This window comes from Amycolatopsis albispora, assembly GCF_003312875.1.
Classification (GTDB): Bacteria; Actinomycetota; Actinomycetes; order Mycobacteriales; family Pseudonocardiaceae; genus Amycolatopsis; species Amycolatopsis albispora.
Window position 1 is genome coordinate 1,024,665 of the sequence record NZ_CP015163.1, and the last position, 22,163, is coordinate 1,046,827.

A 22,163-nucleotide genomic window follows, 5' to 3' on the forward strand; every position below is an offset into this window, starting at 1 on the left:
CGCATGGACCTCTCGTCTTGTGGACTTACTGGGGAGAGGGATCCACCACCCGATCGGGACGCGGCAGGACGGACAAATTAGCGGACGCTAACGTTGATTTGCCGGTTGGCGGTAAGTTTCCGGCCATTCAGCCGTATGCGCGTACCTTTTGGGCGCGCTGACTAACCCGTCCGGGGGATGACGAGTACTGTCCGATAATCGGACGAAATGGGGGACTTGATCGATCAGGCGATGCGCGGGCGAAACACGTTCGGCGCCTTCGCGGCCGCGGTGCGGTCCAGCAGCCAGAGCGTGCGGCGCTGGCCGCGGGCACCGGCCACCGGCAACTGCACCTCACCGGCACCCGCCAGCGCGAGCGCCACCGCGTCCGCCTTCGCCTCGCCGGTGGTCACCAGCCACACCTCGGCCGAGCGCCGGATGGCGGGCAGCGTCAGTGAGATCCGCGTCGGCGGCGGCTTGGGCGAGTTGCGCACCGCGATCACCGAGCGCTCGGTCTCGTAGACCGCCGGGGACTCCGGGAAGATCGACGCGGTGTGGCCCTCGCCGCCGAGGCCGAGCAGGGTCACGTCGAAGGTCGGCACGTCGCCGTGGTCCTCCGGCCGCGCGTTCTCGGCGAGCACGCGGGCGTAGTCGGCCGCCGCGGCGTCCGGGTCGTCGCCGAACCGGCCGTCGGACGGGGCCATCGCGTGGACCCGCGCCGGGTCGACCGGCACGTGGTCCAGCAGCGCTTCGCGTGCCTGCTTCTCGTTGCGCTCGTCGTCGTCCGCGGGCAGGAAGCGCTCGTCGCCCCAGTACAGGTCCAGCTTCGACCAGTCGACGGCGTCCCTGGCGGGGGAGTTGCGCAGCTCGCGCAGGATCGCGATGCCGGTGCCGCCGCCGGTCAGCACCAGCGACGCGGAGCCGCGCGCGGCCTGCACGTCGACCAGCCGGGTGACCAGCCGGGCCGCGCAGGCCGCCGCGAGCAGCCGTGCATCGGAGTAGACGACTACTTCGGAGGTGCTCATGACTTCGCCTTCTCCGCCGCCTTCGCGCCGGACGCCTTCGCCGATTCCTTGCCCGATGCCTTCGCCGCCGACCTGGCCGGTGCCTTGGCCGGAGACCCGGCCGGTGCCTTCGCCTCGGACTTGGCCGCTGACTTGGCTGATTCGTTCGCCGCGGACTTGGCCGCCGATTTGGCGGGGGCCTTGGCCGCCGCTGTCCTGCGTGAGGTGGCGGCGATCTTGCCGAGGCCGTGCAGCGCCGCCTCGTAGATCTCGTCCGGGTCGAGGCGGCGCAGTTCCTCGATCAGGCAGTCCTTGTTGTCCCGCCGCTGCAGCGCGATCCGCCGGGCCGGCTGGCCCGGCTGGGTCAGCGTGCCGACCCGGCCGTCCGGGCGGGACAGCTCGATCGGGCCGGAGCGCCGCTCCAGGGTGACCGACAGGATGCCCTGCGCACTGCTCGACTTGACCCGCTTGACCGGCGCCTTCAGGTACTCGGCCAGCCAGCCGGCCAGCAGCTCGGTGGACGGCGAGTCCGCCTCACCGGTGACCGTGGCCGAGAGCACCTTCTCGTACGGCGGCAGGTCCAGCGCGCTGACCAGCTGGGCACGCCAGTTCGTCAGCCGCGTCCAGGCCAGGTCGGTGTCGCCGTCGGTGTAGGCCTTGCCCCGCGTGCCGAGCGCGCGGATCGGGTTCTTCTCCGCCGCCGAATCGGTGATCCGGCGCTGCGCCAGCTCGCCGAGCTGGTCCTTGGCCGGGTTGCGCGGGCCGGTGCCCGGCCACCAGGTGACGATCGGCGCGTCGGGCAGCAGCAGCGGCACCACCGCGCTCTGGCTGTTCGACGCCAGCGCGCCGTACAGCCGCAGCACGATGACTTCGCTCGCGCCGGCGTCCCCGCCGACGCGGATCTGGCCGTCGATGCGCGGCGCCGCCGTCTTCGAGCCCTTGGCCACCACGATCACCCGCGACGGGTGCTCGCGGCTGGCCTCGTTGGCCGCGTCGATCGCGTCTTCCAGGTGCTCGTCGTCGTCCGCGGCGATGACCAGGGTCAGCACCCGGCCCAGCGCCACGGCCCCGCCGCGTTCGCGCAGCTCGACCAGCTTCTTGTTCAGCTGCGAGGTGGTGGTGGACGGCAGGTCGATGATCACGGGCGCCTCCAGTTACGGCCCGAAGCGGCCAGCATGGCGTCAGCCGAAGCCGGACCCCACGAGCCCGGCGGGTATTCCTCCGGCCTGCCGTGCTTGGCCCAGTGCGCCAGGATCGGGTCGAGGATCTCCCACGACAGCTCGACCTCTTCGTTCACCGGGAACAGCGACGGCTCGCCGAGCAGCACGTCCAGGATGAGCCGCTCGTAGGCCTCCGGCGAGGACTCGGTGAACGCGTGCCCGTACCCGAAGTCCATCGTGACGTCGCGGACCTCCATCGTGGTCCCCGGCACCTTCGAGCCGAACCGCAGCGTCACGCCCTCGTCCGGCTGCACGCGGATGACCAGCGCGTTCTGGCCGAGTTCCTCGGTGGCGGTGGAGTCGAACGGCAGGTGCGGCGCCCGCTTGAACACCACTGCGATCTCAGTGACGCGGCGGCCCAGCCGCTTGCCGGTGCGCAGGTAGAACGGCACCCCGGCCCAGCGGCGGTTCTGCACCTCCAGCGTCACCGCGGCGTAGGTCTCGGTGGTCGAGTCCTTGGAGAACCCGCCCTCCTGCAGCAGGCCGGGCACCTTCTTGCCGCCCTGCCAGCCGCCGGTGTACTGCCCGCGGGCGGTGGTCGCCTCGAACGGCTGCACCGGCTTGGTCGCGCCGAGCACCTTCACCTTCTCCGCGCGCAGCGCCTTCGGCTCGAACGAGACCGGCTCCTCCATCGCGGTGAACGCGAGCAGCTGGAGCAGGTGGTTCTGGATGACGTCGCGCGCCGCGCCGATCCCGTCGTAGTAGCCCGCGCGCCCGCCGAGGCCGATGTCCTCGGCCATGGTGATCTGCACGTGGTCCACGTAGTTCGCGTTCCAGATCGGCTCGAACAGCTGGTTCGCGAAGCGCAGCGCCAGGATGTTCTGCACCGTCTCCTTGCCGAGGTAGTGGTCGATGCGGAACACCGACTCCTCGGGGAAGACGTCGTTGACGATCGCGTTCAGCTCACGCGCGCTGCCCAGGTCGTGCCCGAACGGCTTCTCGATGACCACGCGACGCCAGGTGTTCTCGTCGGTGGCAGCCAGCCCGGAGCGGGCCAGCTGCTTGGTCACCACCGGGAAAGCGCTCGGTGGGATCGACAGGTAGAACGCGGTGTTGCCGCCGGTCCCGCGCTCGGCGTCGAGCTCGCGCACGGTCTGCGCGAGCCGGTCGAAGGCGTCGTCGTCGTCGAAGGTGCCCTGCACGAACCGGATGCCTTCGGCGAGCCGGTTCCACACCGACTCGCGGAACGGCGTGCGCGAGTGCTCGGCCACCGAGTCGTGCACCAGCTCGCCGAAGTCCTGGTGCTCCCAGTCCCGCCGGGCGAACCCGACCAGCGAGAACCCGGCCGGCAGCAGCCCGCGGTGGGCCAGGTCGTAGATGGCGGGCATCAGCTTCTTGCGGGACAGGTCCCCGGTGACGCCGAAGATCACCAGGCTGGACGGCCCGGCGATCCTCGGCAGCCGCTTGTCGCGGGGGTCCCGCAGCGGGTTGGTCCAGCTCACGCCAAGTCCTCCAGCGCGGCCACCAGCTGCGCCAGCCCGGCGGCCCGGTCGGTGAAGTGCAGCCGCAGCACCGGCCGCCCGTGCTCGGCGAGCACCTGCCCGTCGCCGAGCGCCTGCGCCAGCTGCAGCCCGGCCAGCGTGTACGGCCGGTCCGGCACGTCCAGGTCCTGCTCGGCGGCCCCGGTCAGCTGCAGGAAGAAGCCGTTCGGGTGGCCGCCCTTGTGGTACTGCCCGGTCGAGTGCAGGAACCGCGGTCCCCAGCCGAAGGTGGTCTGCAGCCCGGTCTTCTTGGCCAGCTGCGGGCGCAGCACCGCGGCGGACGCGTCGTCGAGGCGGTCCAGGTAGGCCTGCACCGCCAGGTACGCCGACGGCGCCCCGGTCGCGGAGTCCACAAAGGACTTCAGGGCCTCGCGAAGGTCGGCCGCGTCCAAGCCGTAGCCCTCGATAGCGCCGTCGGTGAACGACGGCTTGGCGCCGCTGTCCGAAGTGGACGGCTGGTCCAGCAGTGCGCGCGCCGCCTTCTTCGCCGCCTCGACGTCGGGCTGGTCGAACGGGTTGATGCCGAGCAGCCGCCCGGCCAGCGCGGTGGCGAACTCCCACAGCAGGAACTGCGCGCCGAGCGGGCCGGTCACCGAGAGCTGCGCGGGCGCGGCCGCGTGCCCGACGGCCACCGGGGTGGCGTCGGCACCGGCGTCGGCGAAGCCCGCCGCCTCCGGTGATTCGACCACCACCGGCAGCAGGCCGGTGCCCTGCTTGCCGGTGGACTCGGCGATCAGCTGCTCCGCCCAGTCACCGAAACCCTTGATCCCGGACCCGGTGTCGGCGAAGACCACCTTCTCGGCGTTCTGCGCGTGCCGCGCACCCAGCGCCGCCGCCAGCCGCACGGCCGGGTTGGCTTCGCTGTCCGCGGCCAGCTGGTCGGCCACGCCCGCGGCCTGGTCCAGCAACCGCGCCACGTCGGCACCGGCCAAGCCGGCGGGCACGAGCCCGAACGCGGTCAGCGCGGAGTACCGGCCGCCCACGTGCGGGTCGGCCAGGAACACCTTGCGGTAACCCTCCTGCTCGGACAGTTCCGCCAGCGGCGAGCCGGGGTCGGTCACCACGACGATCCGCCGCTTGGCGTCGATCCCGTTGTCGGAGAAGGCTTTCGCGAAGATCCGGCGGTGGCTGTCGGTCTCCACCGTGCCGCCGGACTTCGACGAGACCACCAGCACGGTCCGCTCCAGGTCACCGGCCAGCGCGTCGGCCACCTGGCCGGGATCGGTGGTGTCGAGCACGGTGAGCGCGACGCCCTCGGTCCCGGTGATCACCTCCGGCGCCAGCGAGGAACCGCCCATGCCGGCCAGCACCACCCGGTCCACGCCCTCCGAGCGCAATTCCGTGCGCAGCGCCTCGATCTCGCCGATCAGCGGCCGCGACGACTTGTGCAGGGTGGTCCAGGACAGCCGGATGGCCGCCTCGGCTTCGGCCTCGGTGCCCCACAGCGTGGGGTCCTGGGCGGCCAGGCGCGAGGCGGCCTTGTCCGCGATCAGGCTGTCCGCCAGCGGCTTGGCCTGCTGTTCCAGCGCGGGGTCGACGATCGTGACCCCCGCGCCCGTCTCTTCCGCTGCCATGCCCGTGCTCAGCCCTTCGCCTTCGCCAGCTGCCCGGTGACCGTCTCGAGCAGTTCGCTCCAGGACTTCTCGAACTTGTCCACGCCTTCGTTCTCCAGCACCAGGAAAACGTCGGTGATGTCGACACCGGCGGCCTCGAGCTTGGTGAACACCTCGCGGGCGGCGGCTTCGGTGCCCGAAACCTTGTCGCCCTCGATCTCGGCGTGGTCCGCGGCGGCGAACAGCGTCTTCTCCGGCATGGTGTTGACCGTGTTCGCCACCACTAGCTGGTCCACGTACCGGGTGTCCGAATAGGACGGATCCTTCACCCCGGTGGAGGCCCACAGCGGGCGCTGCACGTTCGCGCCGTCGGCGGCCAGCGCCTTCCACCGGTCGGAGGCGAACAGCTCTTCGTAGGCGGCGTAGGCGATCCGCGCGTTGGCGATGGCCGCCTCACCCCGCAGCGCCTTGGCCTCGTCGGTGCCGATGGCGTCCAGCCGCTTGTCGATCTCGGCGTCCACCCGCGACACGAAGAACGAGGCGACCGAGTGGATGCCCTTGAGGTCGTGCCCGTTCGCCTTCGCCTGCTCCAGACCGGCGAAGTAGGCGTCGATCACCGCGCGGTAGCGCTCCTCGGAGAAGATCAGCGTGACGTTGACGCTGATGCCCTCGGCCAGCGTGCGGGTGATCGCGGGCAGGCCCTCCTCGGTGGCCGGGATCTTGACCAGGATGTTCGGCCGGTCGACCGTCTTCCACAGGTCCTGCGCCTCGGCCACGGTGGCGTCGGTGTCCTTGGCCAGCCGCGGGTCCACCTCGATGGACACCCGGCCGTCCACCCCGTTGGTGGCGGTGTAGACGTCGCGGAACAGGTCCGCGGCGTTGCGCACGTCGGTGGTGGTCAGCTCGCGCACGGCGGCGTCCACATCGGCACCGCGCGCGGCCAGCTCGCCGACCTGCTTGTCGTAGGCGTCACCCTTCGACAGCGCGTTGGCGAAGATGGTCGGGTTGGTGGTGACCCCCACGACGTGCTGGTCGCGGATCAGCCCGGCGAGATTGCCCGAGTCGAGCCGTTCCCTGGACAGGTCGTCGAGCCAGATCGAGACGCCGGCCTCGGACAGCCTGGCCAGGCGGTCGGTGCTGCTCATGACTTCATCCCCTTCGGTGGAATTCAGGAGTTCTTGGCGGTGTCCAGCGACCGGCGGGCGGCGTCGACCACGGCTTCGGCGGTGATGCCGAACTCGCGGAACAGGGTGGCGAAGTCGGCGGAGGCGCCGAAGTGCTCGATCGAGACGATCTCACCGGCGTCCCCGACGAACTTGTGCCACGGCTGGGCGACCCCGGCCTCCACGGCCACGCGGGCCTTCACCCCGGACGGGATCACCGACTCGCGGTAGGCCTGGTTCTGCGCCTCGAACCACTCGACGCACGGCATGGACACCACACGGGTGGAAACGCCGTCGGCCTCGAGCTTCTTCCTGGCCTCGACGGCCAGCTGCACCTCGGAACCGGTGGCGATGAGCACAACGTCCGGCGTGGCACCCGAGGCTTCGGCGAGCACGTAACCACCGCGGGCCACGCCCTCGGCGCTGGTGCCCTCGAGCACCGGCACGTTCTGGCGGGTCAGCGCCAGGCCCGACGGGTGCTGGTTGTCCTCCAGCACGGCCTTCCACGCTGCCGCGGTCTCGTTGGCGTCGGCCGGGCGGACCACGTTCAGCCCGGGGATCGCGCGCAGCGCGGCGAGCTGCTCGATCGGCTGGTGCGTCGGGCCGTCCTCGCCGAGGCCGATCGAGTCGTGCGTCCACACGTAGATGACCGGCGCCTTCATCAGCGCGGCCAGCCGCACCGGCGGGCGCATGTAGTCGGAGAAGATCAGGAAGGTGGCGCCGTAGGGCCGGGTGCCGCCGTGCAGCGCGATGCCGTTGAGGATCGAGCCCATCGCGTGCTCGCGGACCCCGAAGTGCAGGGTGCGGCCGTACGGGCTGGTCTTCCACATCCCGGTGGCGGCGGCTTCGGGACCGAACGAGTCGGCGCCCTTCATCGTGGTGTTGTTGCTCTCGGCCAGGTCGGCCGAACCGCCCCACAGCTCCGGCAGCGCGTCGGCCAGCGAGTTGAGCACCTCACCGGAGGCCTTGCGGGTGGCCACGCCCTTGGCGTCCGGCTCCCACGACGGCAGGTTGTCGGCCCAGCCCGCGGGCAGCTCGCGCTTGGCCAGCCGCGCCGCCAGCGCGGCGCGCTCCGGGTTGGCCTCCGCCCACGCGTCGAACTTCGTCCGCCATTCGGCATGCGCCGCCTTGCCGCGCTCGGCGGCCTTGCGGGTGTGCTCGATCACCTCGTCGGCGACCTGGAAGTCCTTGTCCTTGTCGAAACCGAGGATCTCCTTGACCGCGGCGACCTCGTCGGCACCCAGCGCGGCGCCGTGCGCCTTGCCGGTGTTCATCTTGGTCGGCGCCGGGAAGCCGATCACCGTGCGCAGCAGGATGAACGACGGGCGGGTGGTCTCCGCCTTGGCGGCCTCGATCGCGGCCTCGAACGCGACCACGTCCTCACCGCCGTCGACCACCTGGACGTGCCAGCCGTAGGCCTCGTAGCGCTTCGCGGTGTCCTCGGACAGCGCGATGTTCGTGTCGTCCTCGATGGAGATCTTGTTGTCGTCGTAGATGACGGTGAGGTTGCCCAGCTCCTGGCGGCCGGCGATGGAGGAGGCCTCGGAGGTGACGCCCTCCTCGATGTCGCCGTCGGAGGCGATCACGTAGATCTGGTGGTCGAAGATGCTCTCGCCGGGCGCGGGCTCGGGGTCGAGCAGGCCGCGCTCGCGGCGGGCGGCCATCGCCATGCCGACCGCGTTGGCCAGGCCCTGGCCGAGCGGGCCGGTGGTGGTCTCCACGCCGGCGGTGTGGCGGTACTCCGGGTGACCGGGGGTCTTCGAGCCCCAGCGGCGCAGCTGCTTGAGGTCCTCCAGCTCCAGGCCGAACCCGGCCAGGTAGAGCTGGATGTACAGGGTCAGGCTGGAGTGCCCGGCCGAGAGGATGAACCGGTCACGCGCCGGCCACTCCGGGTCGGCCGGGTCGTGCCGCATGATCCGCTGGAACAGCGAGTAGGCGACCGGGGCCAGGCTCATCGCCGTGCCGGGGTGGCCGCTGCCGCAGTTCTCCACGGCGTCCGCCGCCAGCACCCGGGCGGTGTCCACCGCGCGTGTGTCCAGCTCGGTCCAGTCGGCGGGGTAGTTCCGCCGGATGAGAGGGTTGTTCTCGCTGCTGAGGGCGGTTTCGGACACTGAACTCGAACTCCCCGTCTTCGGTGATTCGCTTGCTTTGCACGGTGCTTGCCGGCGGGCGCGCCTTGATCGATCCGGGTGCACGATATGCCTGTTCGGCACCACTCGCACGGGCACGCCACGCCCACGCGGGCCAGCCTAGTCGTAGGCGTACCCGTGGCGGCGCACCCCAACCGTGTCAAGACCCCCTCGGTTGATCCGGACACCCCGCCGATTACGATCGGTCAGGGCGCAGGCCCGGCGTGGTTTCGGGCCCACCCGCAAGATCAGATCCGAGCCGCGTTCTCCGTCCCGGACCGACAGTGAAATAGCTAGAAGTAGCAGGGAGCGAAATGTCGTTGGTGCACGCCGCGCACGGGCGCGGTGAAGCCAGCGCCGTGGACGCACCCGAGAAGCCAGGTGGCCGGCGTAGCCCCCGCCGGGTCATCGGTGCCTACGCCGCGCTCGCGAAGCCTCGCGTGATCGAGCTGTTGCTGGTCACCACCATTCCGGCGATGTTCCTGGCCGGGCGTGAGATCCCCAACCCCTGGCTGGTGCTGGCCACGCTGCTCGGCGGCACGATGGCCGCGGGCAGCGCGAACGCGCTGAACTGCGTGATCGACGCCGACATCGACAAGGTGATGAACCGCACCAAGCGGCGCCCGCTGGTCAAGGACTCGGTGCCGCGGCGCAACGCGCTGGTCTTCGGGCTGGTGCTCGGGGTCGCCTCGTTCGCTGTGTTGTTCTTCACGGTGAACCTGCTCTCGGCGATCCTCGCCATCGCGACGATCCTGTTTTACATCTTCGTCTACACGCTCGGCCTCAAGCGGCGCACGCCGCAGAACGTGGTGTGGGGCGGTGCCGCGGGCTGCATGCCGGTGGTGATCGGCTGGGCCGCGGTCTCGGGCACCGTCGAGTGGCCCGCCTTCGTGATGTTCGGCGTGATCTTCTTCTGGACGCCGCCGCACACCTGGGCGCTGGCGATGAAGTACCGCGACGACTACGAGCGCGCCGGCGTGCCGATGCTGCCGGTGGTGGCCACCCCGCAGCACGTGGCCAAGCAGATCGTCATCTACTCGTGGGTGATGGTGGCCTGGACGCTGATGCTGGCGCCGGCGACGAGCTGGCTCTACGCCTCGTTCGCCGCGCTGGCCGGTGCGTGGTTCCTGTTCTACGCGCACCGGCTGCGCGCCGCGGTGAACCGCGGGGTGGAGACCAAGCCGATGGCCCTGTTCCACCGCTCCAACACCTACCTGATGATCGTGTTCTGCGCGCTCGCGGTGGACTCGGCGATCGGGCTGCCCGCGCTCGGCCTGCCCTTCTGAGGCTGCGGGGCCGGGTCGCCTTCCGCGTAGGCCAGCGGCGGCAGGATCGCCCGCGCGTCGGCGCCACCGCGCCACAGCCCGATCACGAACGCGGCGGTGGCTTCGAGCAACCCGGCCCGCGCCAGGCCGCCGCCCGCGGCGGGCAGGCAGCCGAGGTCGCGCACCAGTGAGTCCACTGTGGCCAGTGCGGCCGGGTCGTCCCCGCACACCGGCACCACCAGCGGCTCGCCGCCGAACGCCGGGGGTGTCATCCGCCACACGTCCACGTGGCACAGGTTGAACGCCTTCACCACCCGGCCGCCGCTGAGTTCGGCCACCCACTGGGCGGCGGAAGTGCTGCCGGTGACCAGTTCACCGTCCACCACCGGGTTCGTGCAGTCGATCACCACCTTGCCCGCGAGCGCGTCACCGGCCGCGCGCAGCGCCCGCTCCACGCCTTCGTGCCGCACCGCGAGCAGCACCACCTCGCCGAACTCCGCCGCGCCGGCGTAGGCGCCGGCGGGTGTGCGCCCGCTGGTCCGCACCTCGTGGCCCGCGCGCGCCCACTGCGTGCCCAGCGCGTCCGCCATGCCGCCCGCGCCGAGAATCCCGATCCGCATCCGTACCTCCCGTTGTTGCTGGAAGATCGACGGTAGGGATTCCGATGGGCACCATCCGGTGCCCGCGAAAGGGAGGTGCCCGTGTCCGGCTTCCTCGCCGACTGCCGTGCCCGCCTGGCCTTCGACCTGCTCGGCAACACGTGGAACTCGGTGGTGCTGTGGGCGTTGCGCCACGGCCCGCGCCGCCCGGCCGAACTGCGCGAGCAGATCGGCGGCATCCGGCCGAAGGTGCTCACCGAAACCCTGCGGCGCCTGGAGTTCAACGGCCTGGTGACGCGGCAGGCCTACGCCGAGGCGCCGCCGCGGGTGGAGTACTCGCTCACCCCGCTGGGGGAGACGCTGCTCGGGCCGATCGGCGCGCTGGGGGAGTGGGCCTTCGAGCACGGCGACGAGGTGATGGCCGCCTGGCCGCCCGCGTAGGATCGATCGGAATCCCCTCGTACGAAAGTGAGTCGCCCTTGTCCGCGTCCCATGGGGACTCCGATCTCGAGCACGAACAGGCCTACGTCACCAAGCTCTACGAGATGCTCGACGCCGAACGCGACCTCACCCAGCGTCGGCTCGACGAAACCCTGCGGCTGACCGGCGGGACCCCGCAGGCCCGCACCGAACGCGACGTCGCCACCGCCACCTACACCGAGCGGCTGGCCCAGCTCGGCTCGGTCGAGCAGGGGCTGTGCTTCGGCAGGCTCGACTTCCACCACCAGGAAACCGCCTACATCGGCAGGCTCGGCCTGTTCGACACCGAGGACGACTACCGGCCGCTGCTGGTGGACTGGCGTGCCCCGGTGGCGCGGCCGTTCTACCTGGCCACCGCGGCCTCCCCGGAGGGCGTGCGACGGCGGCGGCACATCCGCAGCCTGTCCCGCCGGGTCACCGGGCTGGACGACGAGATCCTCGACCTCGGCGAGGCCGGTGCGGGCGACCACGACCTCGGCCTGGCCGGGGAGGCGGCGCTGCTGGCCGCGCTGACCCAGCGGCGCACCGGTGAGATGAGCGACATCGTCGCCACCATCCAGGCCGAGCAGGACCGGATCATCCGGGCCGGGATGAACGGCGTGCTGGTGGTCCAGGGCGGGCCCGGCACCGGCAAGACCGCGGTCGCGCTGCACCGCGCGGCGTACCTGCTCTACACCTTCCGCCAGCAGCTGACCAAGCGCGGCGTGCTGGTGATCGGGCCGAACAGCACCTTCCTGCGCTACATCGGGCAGGTGCTGCCGTCGCTGGGCGAGACCGGGGTGCTGCTGGCCACGGTCGGGCAGCTGTACCCGGGCATCGACGCGACCGGTGCCGACGAGCGCGCCGCCGCCGAGGTCAAGGGGCGCGCGGTGATGGCCGAGGTGCTGGCGAACGCGGTGAAGGACCGGCAGGCGGTGCCGTCGCCGGTGCTGGAGATCGAGGTGGAGCGCGAGATCCTGCGCCTGGACAAGCGCACCTGCACCGACGCGCGGGCGAAGGCACGCCGGTCGCGGCGCCCGCACAACCAGGCGCGGCGGATCTTCGTCGCCGAACTGCTCGACGCGCTCACCCGGCAGGCCGCGCGGCGCCTCGGTGACCACCTGCTCGACGCGCGCGACGTCGGCGACATCCGGGCGGAACTCGCCGAGGACAAGGACGTGCGCCGGGCGCTGGACGAGCTGTGGCCGGTGCTCACCCCGGAGGAGGTGCTCGACGACCTCTTCGCGGAGCCGCGGCGCCTGGCTTCGGCGGCGTCGAAGCAGCTCAGCGAGGACGAGCGCGCGTCGCTCCGGCGCGATCGCGGTGCGGAGTTCACCCCCGCCGACGTGCCGTTGCTCGACGAGCTGGCCGAACTGCTCGGCTGGGACGACACCGAGGAACGCGCCGCGCGTGCCCGCGAGGAACGCGAGCAGCGCGCGTACGCCGAGGGTGTGCTGGACATCCTGGAGCAGGACGAGGAGATCATCGACCCCGAGCTGCTGCGGGTGAGCGACGTGCTCGACGCGGAGCTGTTCGCCGAACGCCAGCAGGCCCGCAGCGAGCTGACCGCCGCGCAGCGCGCCGCGCAGGACCGCACCTGGACCTTCGGGCACGTGATCGTGGACGAGGCGCAGGAACTGTCCGAAATGGACTGGCGGACCATCATGCGGCGGATCCCGAGCCGGTCGATGACGGTGGTCGGGGACGTGGCGCAGACCGGCGCCGAGGGCGGTGCGTCGGCGTGGGGCGACGTGCTCGGCCCGTACGTCGACGACCGGTGGCGGCTGGCGGAGCTGACGGTCAACTACCGCACGCCGGCGGAGATCATGGCGCTGGCGGCGCGGGCACTGGAACGGGTCGATCCCTCGCTGACCGTGCCGACGTCGGTGCGCTCGACGGGAGTGGCGCCGTGGCAGGTGCCGCTGGCGGCCGCGGACCTGGCGGCGGTCGCCCGTGCCGAGCTGTCCGAAGTGGACGGCGGCACGGTGGCGGTGCTGTGCCCGGCGGAGCGGCTGGCCGGGGTGCGGGAGGTTGTCGCCGAGGACGAGCGGCTGTCCGTGCTGACCGTCGAACTGGCCAAGGGGCTCGAATTCGACTCCGTGGTGCTGGTCGCGCCGGAGGAGATCGTGGCGGAGTCACCGCGCGGCTGGAACGACCTGTACGTGGCGCTGACCCGCGCCACACGGCGGCTCGGGGTGCTCCACGCCGGGTCGGAGCCGTTTCCGGCCGGGAGCTAGGCTGCCCGTTATGCGGAACTCTGCCAAGCTCATGGTCGTGGTCGCCGCCGCACTGGCCGTCGGTGCGTGCACGCCATCGGAGAAGGACTCCACCCAGCCCCCCGGTTCGAACGCCCAGCCGTCGATCGCGCCCGCCGGGCCGAACACCGGCCAGCCGGGACCCGGTTCGGTGACGGCGCTGCCGCAGCAGCCGGCCGGGCCGGAGTGCACGGTGGACCAGATCGAGGTCAAGGGCGAGCCTGGCCAGGAGCCGGAGATCACGCTGCCCGACGGCTGTGCCGCGCCGACCAAGCTGCTCACCAAGGACCTCGAGCCCGGCCAGGGCGCCGAGGCCGCCAAGGGCAGCCAGCTCGAGGCGAACTACCTGCTGATGACCTGGGGGAACAAGCAGGTCGCGGACAACTCGTACGAGAAGGGCAAGCCGCTGCCGCTGACCCTGGGCGCGCAGCAGGTCATCCCGGGCTGGGAGCAGGGCCTGGAAGGCATCTACCAGGGCGGGCGGCGCGTCATCGTGGTGCCGCCGGACCTGGCCTACGGCAAGCAGCTCGGCCACCCGCTGCAGAAGGAGACCCTGGTCTTCGTGGTGGACGCGGTGAAGGTCACCCCGGGCACGAACTGACGGGGGTCGCCCTGCGGCGGGGCGCCTGCCGCGACACGAATGTGGCTTTGGGGGGGCGTTTTCCGCCCCGAAAGCCACATTCGTGTCCAGAGGTGCCGAGCCAGGATGGGGCCTGGCGCGGGATTGCCGCGCTGGTGCGTACAGCTGTCTCCGGGGGCCGAAGTGTCACGAATGAAGCTTCTATGTCAAGTGAGGTCGGTGGTGAGTGCTCGGTAGATGGTGTTGACGAGGTGGCGTTTGAGGGCGCGGAGGGCGGCTTTGGTGGTGGCGTGGGGGTGGTGTTTGGTCCAGTTGTCGCGGTAGGTGCGGGCGGGTGGGTGGTGGGTGAGTTGGGTGATGGCGATGCGGTGGAGGCAGGTGTTGAGTTGGCGGTTGCCGCCGCGGTTGAGGCGGTAGTGGGGTTTGTTGGCTGTCCAGGTGGGGATGGGTGCGGTGCCGGTGTGCATGGCGTAGGCGGCGGGTGAGCGGAAGCGGGTGATGCCGGCGGTTTCGCCGATGATTTTCGCGGCGAGGACGGTGCTGACGCCGGTGATGGCCAGCAGGGTGGGGGCCAGGGGCTGGACTCGGGTGCGGAGTTGGTGTTCGAGCTGGGTGATCTGCTGGGTCAGGGTGGTGATCTCGGTGAGCAGGTCCAGGGCGAGGTCGCGGCGGACGCTGGCGGGCAGGGTGGACAGGGCGGTGGTGAGGGTGTGCTGGGCGCGGGGCCCGGTCAGGCGGGGGTGGGTCTGGTCCAGGGCGGGGTCGAGGTCGTGCAGGTGCCAGCGCAGTTGGTTGATGCTGGCGGTGCGGCGGTTGACCAGGTGTTCGCGCCGGTCGGAGAGCAGGCGCAGGTCCAGGGCGGTCTGGTCCAGGTGTGCGGTGGGCAGGTCGGGTTCGCGCAGGGCGGCGCGGGCGATGGCCAGGGCGTCGATCGGGTCGGATTTACCGCGGGTGCGGGCGCTGGCGCGGCAGGCGGCCATCAGTTTGGGTGGGACCCAGACCACGGTGGCGCCGGTGCCGATCAGGGTGCGGACCAGTCGCCCGGCCACGCCGCGGCCGTCTTCGACCGCCCAGCGCGGCCCGGTGCCGAACTGGGTGGCCCAGGACCGCAGCCGCAGCAGCCCGTCGGGGTCGGCGGTCACGGTTTTCTGCCCCAGGCGGCGGCCGGTCTGATCGACCGCGACCGCGGTGTGGCTGGACTTGTGCGGATCGATGCCAATGACCACCATGGACACCGCGTGTGTTCCTTCCCTAGCCGGAGAACATGCGTCTTTTCCGGGCCGGGCTGGTCGGACACACCTCAGTCGAGGTTGATGGCGTATGCCCACGCTTCTATCAAGTCAGGCCAGCCAGGCCCGGACCTTGATCACGCTGGACAATTCGTTCGCAAGCCAGCAACGGCAGTGGCTTTCAGAGTCACCACGCGATCAAGACCGGACCCTAACCGCCCACCACGAGCGGCCACACCAACCCTGACACTGAGTGGCTTTCGAGACGCGGAACGTCTCGAAAGCCACATTCGTGACATCAGCCCACCCCTGCGGGCAGGCGTAGTGGCCGGTGGTGCCGGCGGCGCCCCGCACGCAATGAAAGCCACATTCATAGCACTGGGTCGCGGGCGGCGGGTGCCGCGTCACGGGCGCAGCAGGAGCTTTCCGGTGGTCCGGCGGCCCTGCAGGTCCTCGTGGGACTGCCGCGCGTCGGCCAGCGGGTAGGTGCCGCCGATCCGGATCTTCAGCGAGCCCTCCGCCACGGCGTCGAACAGCTCGCCCGCCCGCCAGTCCAGTTCCTCGCGGGTGGCGGTGTAGTCGAGGGTCTTGGGCCGCGTCAGGAAGATCGAGCCCGCCGCGTTCAGCCGCAGCGGGTCCACCGGGGGCACCGCGCCGCTGGCGTTGCCGAACAGCACCAGCATGCCGCGCCGCCGCACGCTCGCCATGCTGCCGTCCACAGTGGACTTGCCGACCCCGTCGTAGACCACGGCCACGCCCTCGCCGTCGGTCAGCTTCCTGGTCGCCTCGGCGAAGTCGACCTGGTCGTACCGGATCACCTCGTCGGCGCCCGCCTCGCGCGCCAGCTGCTCCTTCTCCTCGGTGGACACGGTGCCGATCACCCGCGCCCCCTTCGCCTTGGCCAGCTGGGTGAGCAGCAGCCCGACCCCGCCCGCGGCGGCGTGCACGAGCACCGCGTCGCCCTCCTGCACCGGGTAGGTCGACGACACCAGGTAGTGCGCGGTGATGCCCTGCAGCAGCGTCGCGGCGGCGATGTCGTCCGTGACGTTCTCCGGCACGCGCACCGCCGACGAAGCGGGCACCAGCGTCCGGCCCGCGTAGCTGCCGGGCACGCCCTGCCACGCCACGCGGTCACCGGCGGCGAACTCCGTCACGCCCTCGCCGACCGCCGTGACCCGGCCCGCGCCCTCGAGCCCGAGGACGAACGGCAGGTCCACCGGGTAGAGGCCGCCGCGCTGGTAGGTGTCGATGTAGTTGACCCCGGCCGCGGCCACCTCGACCAGCAGCTGGCCCGGTCCCGGTTCACCGATTTCGACTTCGGTGAACTCCAGTACTTCGGGGCCACCGGTCCGCTGGATCCGTACTGCTGGGGTCGGCATGCGTAGTCCTCCTCGATCGTGCCTTCTCCTCAGACGCAACTATGGCCGGGGCCACGATGTTCCGCGTCCCGCGGGCCGGACAGGCTAGGGTCGGCTCGTGGCTGAGCAGGAGAACGAGAAGACGCAACCGGCCGAGCCGACCAGCCGTCAGCTGGCCGCCGCCCGTGAGTTCCTGGCCAAGCACGGCGGCGAGGGCAAGACCGGGAAGGCCGTGGTGGAGAACGTCGGGCGCGCGGGCGCCAGGGTGATGCTCGTCGGCGCGGACGGCGCTATCGGCGACGTGTTCGTCACCAGCGTGGAGACCGGCGAAAAGCTGGTCGAGGCCGTCGACGGCCTCGAACCGTCCACCTGGGACAACGAGACCGTCGGCGCGACCAAGATCGGCGCCAAGTACCGCCGCAGGATGGCGAGCCCGCGCTAGGACGAAGCGGGCTTGACCAGCTTGGCGGCGATGCGCTCCGGCTTCGGCCAGCGCACGTCCCTGGCCCAGCCGAGCTTTTCGAACAGCCAGATCACCCTGGCCGACACGTCGACCTGACCGCGCAGCACCCCGTGCCGGGCGCAGGTCGGGTCGGCGTGGTGCGAGTTGTGCCACGACTCGCCCATGGACAGGATCGCCAGCGGCCAGAAGTTCGCCGCCTTGTCGCGGCTGGCGAACGGCCGGTCGCCGACCAGGTGGCAGATCGAGTTCACCGACCAGGTCACGTGGTGCAGGAACGCGATCCGCACCAGCCCCGCCCAGAAGAACGCGGTCACCGCACCCCAGAACGACCAGGTGAGCAGGCCGCCCAGCAGCGCGGGCGCGGCCAGGCTGAGCGTGGTCCACAGCCAGAAGTACCGGTTGACCACCCGCAGGTCGCCGTCGGCGAGCAGGTCCGGGGCGAACCGCTCGTAGCTGGTCACCTCGCGCTGGAACATCCAGCCCATGTGCGCGTGCCAGAACCCCTTCGCCAGCGCCTTCGGTGACGTGCCGAACAGCCAGGGGGAGTGCGGGTCGCCCTCGCGGTCGGCGAAGGCGTGGTGCCGCCGGTGGCTGGCGACCCAGAAGATCACCGAGCCCTGCACGGCCATGCCGCCCGCTACGGCCAGCGCGATCCGCAGCGGCCGCGACGCCTTGAACGCGCCGTGTGTGAAGTAGCGGTGGTAGCCGACGGTCACACCGAGCGTGCCGATCACGTAGAACGCCACCGCCAGTCCGACGTCGACCCAGTTGAGCCCCCAGCCCCAGGCGACCGGCACGGCCACCACCAGCGCGGCGAACGGGATCAGCAGGAATGCCTTGAGCACGAGCATCTCGGTGGTCGAGCGCCGGTGGGAGATGATCGGCTTGGCCGCCGAAGGTGACTTCATGGGGCATGAGCCTATTCGGACATTTTGGCCTGCGGCCCGCGCCCTCGTTACGAGGTGGTGTCGGTCAGTCGGCAGTCGCGAGTACCGGCGCCGGTTCGGGGGTCCTGGCGGGCACCGGGCCGCGGTCGCGCGTGGCGCACCACAGCGCCGCGGTGGCCACGATGACCAGCGCCGAACCCAGCACGTGGAAGGACACCAGCGCCTCCGGAATGCCGAGCGCGTACTGCAGGCTGCCCAGCCCGCCCTGCGCCAGCGCGAGCACCCACAGCACCGTGTAGCGCCGCCACAGCGGCGACGGCACGCCGGTGCGCGAGAAGTTGAGCCCCAGCACGGCCAGCACGACCAGGAAGGCCACCAGCAGTCCACCGTGGACCTTCGCGAGCAGGTCGATCGGCGCGTCCAGGCGCGGGGTGTCCGGGTCGCCGCCGTGCGGACCGGCGCCGGTCACCACGGTGCCGGCCACCAGCACCGCGCCGAGCAGCGCCACCAGCGCGACCATCAGCTTGCGGCCGAGCGGCTCGATCAGCCAGCGCGGTCGCTCGTCACCCTCGCGGAACGCGCGCAGCAGCATGAACGCCAGCCACACCAGCGGGGTGGAGGCGAGGAAGTGGATGGCCACGGTCCACCAGAGCAGCCCGGTGAGCACGGTCATGCCGCCGATCACCGCCTGCGCCACCACGCCCAGCGGCATGGTCCACGCCAGCGCGACCAGGCGGCGCCTGCTGGGCTGGTCGAGCTGGATCCGCCAGGCGGCCAGCACGCACAACCCGGCCACCACGATCACCAGCCCGGTGAGCAGCCGGTTGCCGAACTCGATCCACTGCGTCACCGCGCTCAGCTCGGGGTGCTCGACCGGGAACATGCTGCCGGGAAAGCACTGCGGCCAGGTCGGGCAGCCGAGCCCGGAGCCGGTGACGCGCACGATGGAGCCGGTCACCCCGATCCCGCCCTGGGTGATCACCGCGGCGATGGCGAGCACGCGCTGTACTGCGGGAGAGGGATACGGGAGGCGGGCGACGAGCGACTTCAACGGCACGATCCGATGGTAGGCGGCCGGTTCCCGGCGCTTGCTGAGAGGTCTTGCGGAGGTCTTGCGGATCAGTTCAGCCGGGTGGTACGCGCGGCGAGCGCACCGGCCGCGGCCGCCCAGGCGGCGAGCACGGCGACCGGTCCCCAGCTGAACCGGCCGTCGAGCAGCGCCGCGCGCAGGCCCTCGGCGAGCGCACCCGACGGCAGCAGCCCGACCACGTCGCCGAGCACACCCGGCATCGCGGCGGGCACCAGCAGGATGCCGCCCGCCAGCAGCAGCACGAACCACACCACGTTCGCCAGCGCGAGCACCGCCTCGGCCCGCAGCGAACCGCCCAGCAGCACCCCCAGCGCCCCGAAGGCGAACGTGCCGAACCCCAGGAACACCACGCCGGCCAGCAGCCCGCCCGGCGACGGCGACCAGCCCAGCAGCGCGGCCACCACACCCAGCACCACGGCCTGGATGGCGACCACCACCAGCGCCGCGAGCAGCCGCCCGGCGACCAGCAGCCAGCGCGGCAGCGCGGTCGCCGACAACCGCTTGAGCACGCCGTAGCGCCGGTCGAAGCCGAGCGCGATGGCCTGCCCGGTGAACGCCGACGACATCACCGCCAGCGCCAGGATCCGCGGGGTCACCCAGTCCACCGCCTCGACCGGGCCCAGCTCCCCGGAGGGCAGGATGTCCAGCAGGCTCAACCCGATCAGCAGCGCGAGCGGGATGAGCAGGGTGAGCAGGATCTGTTCGCCGTGACGCAGCGTCAGCGCGGTTTCCACGCGCGCGTGCGTGCGCAGCATGCGGACCAGCGAGCCGCGGCCGGGCGCGGGAGTGAAGGTGCCGGGGGCGAAACGGGGGCTCACGCTTTCTTCCCTGCCTGGCTTGACGGCGGTCATCCGCGCAGCTCCCGTCCGGTCAGCTCGAGGAACACTTCTTCCAGGTCGCGGCGGCCCACGTGCAGTTCCTCGGCGAGCACGCCCTGCTGCGCGCACCAGGCGGTGACCGCGGAGACCACCTGCGGGTCCACCACGCCCTCCACCCGGTAGCTGCCGGGCGCGGACTCGCGCACCAGGTAACCCTCGGGCAGCGCGGCCGAAAGCAGCTTCGTGTCGAGCCCGGCTCGCGCGCGGAACCGCAGTTGCGCGGCTTCACCGGCCTCGGCGGTCAGCTCACCCGGCGCGCCCTCGGCGATCACCTTGCCACCGTCGACGATGACCACGTGGTCGGCGAGCGTTTCGGCTTCTTCCATCAGATGTGTGGTCAACAGCACGCTGACGCCGTCGGCCCGCAGCGCGGCGAGCAGGTCCCAGACCAGGCGGCGTGCCTGCGGGTCCATGCCCGCCGTCGGCTCGTCGAGGAACACCAGCTCGGGGCGCCCGACCAGGGCGCAGGCCAGCGAAAGCCGCTGCTGCTGCCCGCCGGAGAGCCGCTTGAACGGGGTGCGCCGGACGCCTTCGAGGCCGAGCACCTCCAGCAGCCACGCCGGGTCCAGCGGCCGGGCCGCGCACGAGGCGACCAGCCCGAGCATCTCATCGGCACGCACGCCGGGATAGGCGCCACCGCCCTGCGGCATCACGCCGATCCGGGGCCGCAGCCGGGCGCCCTGGCCGGCGGGATCCAGCCCGAGCACCCGGACGGTCCCGGAATCGGGCCGCTGGAAGCCTTCGCACACCTCGACCGTGGTCGTCTTGCCCGCCCCGTTCGGGCCCAGCAGGGCCAGCAGGGTGCCCTGCGGCATCCGCAGGTCGAGGCCGTCGACGGCGGTGACCTTCTTGGTGGATCCGAAGCGCTTCACCAGCCCGGTTATCTCCACGGCGGGTGCACTCACAACGGTTAAGGGTAAAGGTGCGCCCTCATGCGGGCTGGCGCGGGCTGGGATAGGTCTTGTCGTCGAGGTGTGCTTCCGACAGCGCGCCGGAGATGGCGGCGGCGTCGGGGCGGGTGAAGATCAGCGGGCACATCCGGCGCACCAGCAGCAGCGCCAGCACCACCACCACGATCGCCGCGGTGTAGGCCTGGAACGGCACGAAGGTGCGGCCGCCGAAGCTGCCGCCGGTGGGGAACACCACCAGCGACAGCACCACGCTCGACCACGTCGCCGCCACCCGGAACCGCGAGGTGCCCGCCGCCGCGGCCAGCGGGATCGCCGCCCAGAGCAGGTACCACGGCTGCAGCGCCACGTGCAGCACCATCACCGCGCCGAGCGAGACGCCGAGCCCGATGATCGGCCGGTACCGCCACTTCAGGCTGTCCCAGATGAACTTCACCGTGACGATCGCGGCCACCAGGTACCCGAGGTTGCCCAGGATCGGCACCAGCGCGTTGGTGTGGTTCCCCAGATCGAGCGAAATCCCGAGCAGCCCGCCGAGATTGCCCAGCTCGGCGGTCGGCGAGATCCACGCGCGGACCAGGCCGGGGGTGTCCAGCGTGCCGATCCAGCCGAAGCCGAGCCCGGTGAGCAGGGTGACCCCGACGAAGACCACGGCGAACACCGCGGCCATCGGCGCGGCCGCGCGGAACAGGTCGCGGATGCCGCCGTGCCAGCGCCGCGCCACCATCACGGTGAAGAACGGCAGCGCTAGGATCGCGCTCACCTTGGTCAGCACGCCCAGGGTGATCACCGCCACGCCGAGCGAGATCCCCAGGAGCTCGCCGGGCGCCAGCGGCGGCGGGGTGTCGCCCTTGACCCGGATCGGCAGCTTGCGCAGGCCCAGCTCCAGCCCGGCGACCATCAGCCCGAGCGCCAGCGCGTCGTTGTGCGCGCCCGCGACCAGGTGGAAGATCAGCAGCGGGTTGAGCGCGCCCAGCCAGAGCGCGGTGGCGGGCTGCACGCCGAACCGCGACGCCAGCCGCGGCAGCGCCCAGACGATCAGCACCACGCCGACCACGGCCAGGCCGCGGTGCAGCATCACGCCGGTGACGATGTTGTTGCCGGACAGCTCCGCCAGCCAGCTGCCGAACCGCAGGTACAGCGGCCCGTACGGGGCGGGCGTCTCGCGCCACATGTTCGACACGCCCGAGGTCAGCGGGTCGCCGATGCCCAGCGCCTCGGCGGGCCCGAGCGAGTACGGGTCCATCCCGCGCCGCACGATCTCGCTCTGCGCCAGGTAGCTGTAGACGTCGCGGGAGAACAGCGGCGGGATGAACAGCAGCGGCGTCACCCAGGTGATCAGCGCGCGGTGCAGCTGCTTGGGCGTGGCCAGCCGCGCGTTCGCCGGGCGGGCGAACCGGCCGATCATCAGCCACGCGATGACCACCATGAGGATGCCGGTGGCCGCGATGGCCAGCGAGACCGTGGAGATCCGCGCGAAGACCCGCAGCACCGGGATCTCCACCACCGGGTTCGCCACCGGCGCGGCGCCCGCGCCGAGCGAGCCGATGGCCAGGAACAGCGAGCCGGTGGTGCCGAACCGGCGGATGATCTTGAGCGCGCGCTCTTCGGTGACGTCCAGCGGCTGGGGTGCGGCGGGCTCGACGGGCGACCTGGTCTCCAC

General features: G+C 71.5%; 19 protein-coding genes. 5 read left to right on the plus strand and 14 right to left on the minus strand.

Annotated elements, in window-relative coordinates; genetic code table 11:
* Positions 1-224 precede the first annotated feature (224 nt).
* The 6 genes from pgl to tkt are packed head-to-tail and all read right to left on the minus strand — an operon-like array spanning position 225 to position 8,511.
* Positions 225-1,004 carry a 6-phosphogluconolactonase gene (gene pgl, locus A4R43_RS05020; RefSeq protein ID WP_113691221.1) on the minus strand — a complete coding sequence of 260 codons (780 nt, stop codon included), beginning with the start codon at positions 1,002-1,004 and terminating at the stop codon, positions 225-227.
* Positions 1,001-2,125: a glucose-6-phosphate dehydrogenase assembly protein OpcA gene (opcA, locus tag A4R43_RS05025; RefSeq protein WP_113691222.1), complete on the minus strand. Its 1,125-nt coding sequence runs from the start codon at positions 2,123-2,125 to the stop codon at positions 1,001-1,003. The genes pgl and opcA overlap by 4 nt, the downstream gene beginning before the upstream one ends.
* The gene (gene zwf, locus A4R43_RS05030; RefSeq protein ID WP_113691223.1) at positions 2,122-3,645 is read right to left on the minus strand and encodes a glucose-6-phosphate dehydrogenase; all 1,524 of its coding nucleotides are present in this window, start codon (positions 3,643-3,645) and stop codon (positions 2,122-2,124) included. The genes opcA and zwf overlap by 4 nt, the downstream gene beginning before the upstream one ends.
* Positions 3,642-5,258 (minus strand): glucose-6-phosphate isomerase, encoded by a 1,617-nt coding sequence (locus A4R43_RS05035; RefSeq protein WP_162788320.1) that lies wholly within the window; start codon positions 5,256-5,258, stop codon positions 3,642-3,644. The genes zwf and A4R43_RS05035 overlap by 4 nt, the downstream gene beginning before the upstream one ends.
* An 8-nt stretch (positions 5,259-5,266) precedes the next feature.
* Positions 5,267-6,382: a transaldolase gene (tal, locus tag A4R43_RS05040; RefSeq protein WP_113691224.1), complete on the minus strand. Its 1,116-nt coding sequence runs from the start codon at positions 6,380-6,382 to the stop codon at positions 5,267-5,269.
* A 23-nt stretch (positions 6,383-6,405) separates the two neighbouring features.
* Positions 6,406-8,511: a transketolase gene (gene tkt / locus A4R43_RS05045; RefSeq protein ID WP_113691225.1), complete on the minus strand. Its 2,106-nt coding sequence runs from the start codon at positions 8,509-8,511 to the stop codon at positions 6,406-6,408.
* A gap of 332 nt (positions 8,512-8,843) precedes the next feature.
* Here tkt and A4R43_RS05050 point away from each other — a divergent pair, with 332 nt between their 5' ends.
* Complete coding sequence (locus A4R43_RS05050; RefSeq protein ID WP_113691226.1) at positions 8,844-9,815, plus strand: heme o synthase; 972 nt, start codon at positions 8,844-8,846, stop codon at positions 9,813-9,815.
* Here the strand turns inward: A4R43_RS05050 and A4R43_RS05055 are convergent.
* Positions 9,740-10,414: an NADPH-dependent F420 reductase gene (locus tag A4R43_RS05055; RefSeq protein WP_113691227.1), complete on the minus strand. Its 675-nt coding sequence runs from the start codon at positions 10,412-10,414 to the stop codon at positions 9,740-9,742. The two genes, A4R43_RS05050 and A4R43_RS05055, sit on opposite strands and share 76 nt — an antisense overlap.
* A gap of 81 nt (positions 10,415-10,495) precedes the next feature.
* Between A4R43_RS05055 and A4R43_RS05060 the strand changes: the two genes are divergently transcribed.
* From A4R43_RS05060 to A4R43_RS05070, 3 genes are read left to right on the plus strand one after another with little or no spacing between them, the layout of a single operon-like run.
* Positions 10,496-10,834, plus strand: a complete 339-nt coding sequence (locus A4R43_RS05060; RefSeq protein ID WP_205215246.1) for a winged helix-turn-helix transcriptional regulator — start codon at positions 10,496-10,498, stop codon at positions 10,832-10,834.
* A gap of 38 nt (positions 10,835-10,872) precedes the next feature.
* Positions 10,873-13,089, plus strand: a complete 2,217-nt coding sequence (locus tag A4R43_RS05065; protein ID WP_236808778.1) for a HelD family protein — start codon at positions 10,873-10,875, stop codon at positions 13,087-13,089.
* Between the two features lie 10 nt (positions 13,090-13,099).
* Positions 13,100-13,708: an FKBP-type peptidyl-prolyl cis-trans isomerase gene (locus A4R43_RS05070; protein WP_113691229.1), complete on the plus strand. Its 609-nt coding sequence runs from the start codon at positions 13,100-13,102 to the stop codon at positions 13,706-13,708.
* A 185-nt stretch (positions 13,709-13,893) separates the two neighbouring features.
* On the opposite strand, the gene A4R43_RS05075 is transcribed toward A4R43_RS05070, so the two are convergent.
* Both A4R43_RS05075 and A4R43_RS05080 read right to left on the minus strand, forming a co-directional pair.
* Positions 13,894-14,916 carry an IS110 family RNA-guided transposase gene (locus tag A4R43_RS05075; RefSeq protein ID WP_113691230.1) on the minus strand — a complete coding sequence of 341 codons (1,023 nt, stop codon included), beginning with the start codon at positions 14,914-14,916 and terminating at the stop codon, positions 13,894-13,896.
* A gap of 404 nt (positions 14,917-15,320) precedes the next feature.
* The gene (locus A4R43_RS05080) at positions 15,321-16,295 is read right to left on the minus strand and encodes a quinone oxidoreductase family protein (protein ID WP_113691231.1); all 975 of its coding nucleotides are present in this window, start codon (positions 16,293-16,295) and stop codon (positions 15,321-15,323) included.
* A gap of 97 nt (positions 16,296-16,392) precedes the next feature.
* Here A4R43_RS05080 and A4R43_RS05085 point away from each other — a divergent pair, with 97 nt between their 5' ends.
* Positions 16,393-16,716, plus strand: a complete 324-nt coding sequence (locus tag A4R43_RS05085; RefSeq protein WP_113691232.1) for a hypothetical protein — start codon at positions 16,393-16,395, stop codon at positions 16,714-16,716.
* Here the strand turns inward: A4R43_RS05085 and A4R43_RS05090 are convergent.
* The 5 genes from A4R43_RS05090 to mptB form a co-directional block, all read right to left on the minus strand.
* A complete protein-coding gene (locus A4R43_RS05090) occupies positions 16,713-17,645 on the minus strand; it encodes an acyl-CoA desaturase (RefSeq protein ID WP_113691233.1) in 933 nt (310 codons plus the stop codon). The two genes, A4R43_RS05085 and A4R43_RS05090, sit on opposite strands and share 4 nt — an antisense overlap.
* A gap of 64 nt (positions 17,646-17,709) precedes the next feature.
* On the minus strand, positions 17,710-18,681 hold the full coding sequence (locus A4R43_RS05095; RefSeq protein ID WP_113691234.1) for a COX15/CtaA family protein: 972 nt from the start codon (positions 18,679-18,681) through the stop codon (positions 17,710-17,712).
* Positions 18,682-18,743: 62 nt separating this feature from the next.
* Positions 18,744-19,469 carry an ABC transporter permease gene (locus tag A4R43_RS05100; RefSeq protein ID WP_113697356.1) on the minus strand — a complete coding sequence of 242 codons (726 nt, stop codon included), beginning with the start codon at positions 19,467-19,469 and terminating at the stop codon, positions 18,744-18,746.
* A gap of 92 nt (positions 19,470-19,561) precedes the next feature.
* Complete coding sequence (locus A4R43_RS05105) at positions 19,562-20,497, minus strand: ABC transporter ATP-binding protein (protein ID WP_113691235.1); 936 nt, start codon at positions 20,495-20,497, stop codon at positions 19,562-19,564.
* Positions 20,498-20,522: 25 nt separating this feature from the next.
* Entirely contained in the window at positions 20,523-22,163 is a 1,641-nt protein-coding gene (mptB, locus tag A4R43_RS05110) for a polyprenol phosphomannose-dependent alpha 1,6 mannosyltransferase MptB (RefSeq protein WP_205215247.1), read from the minus strand.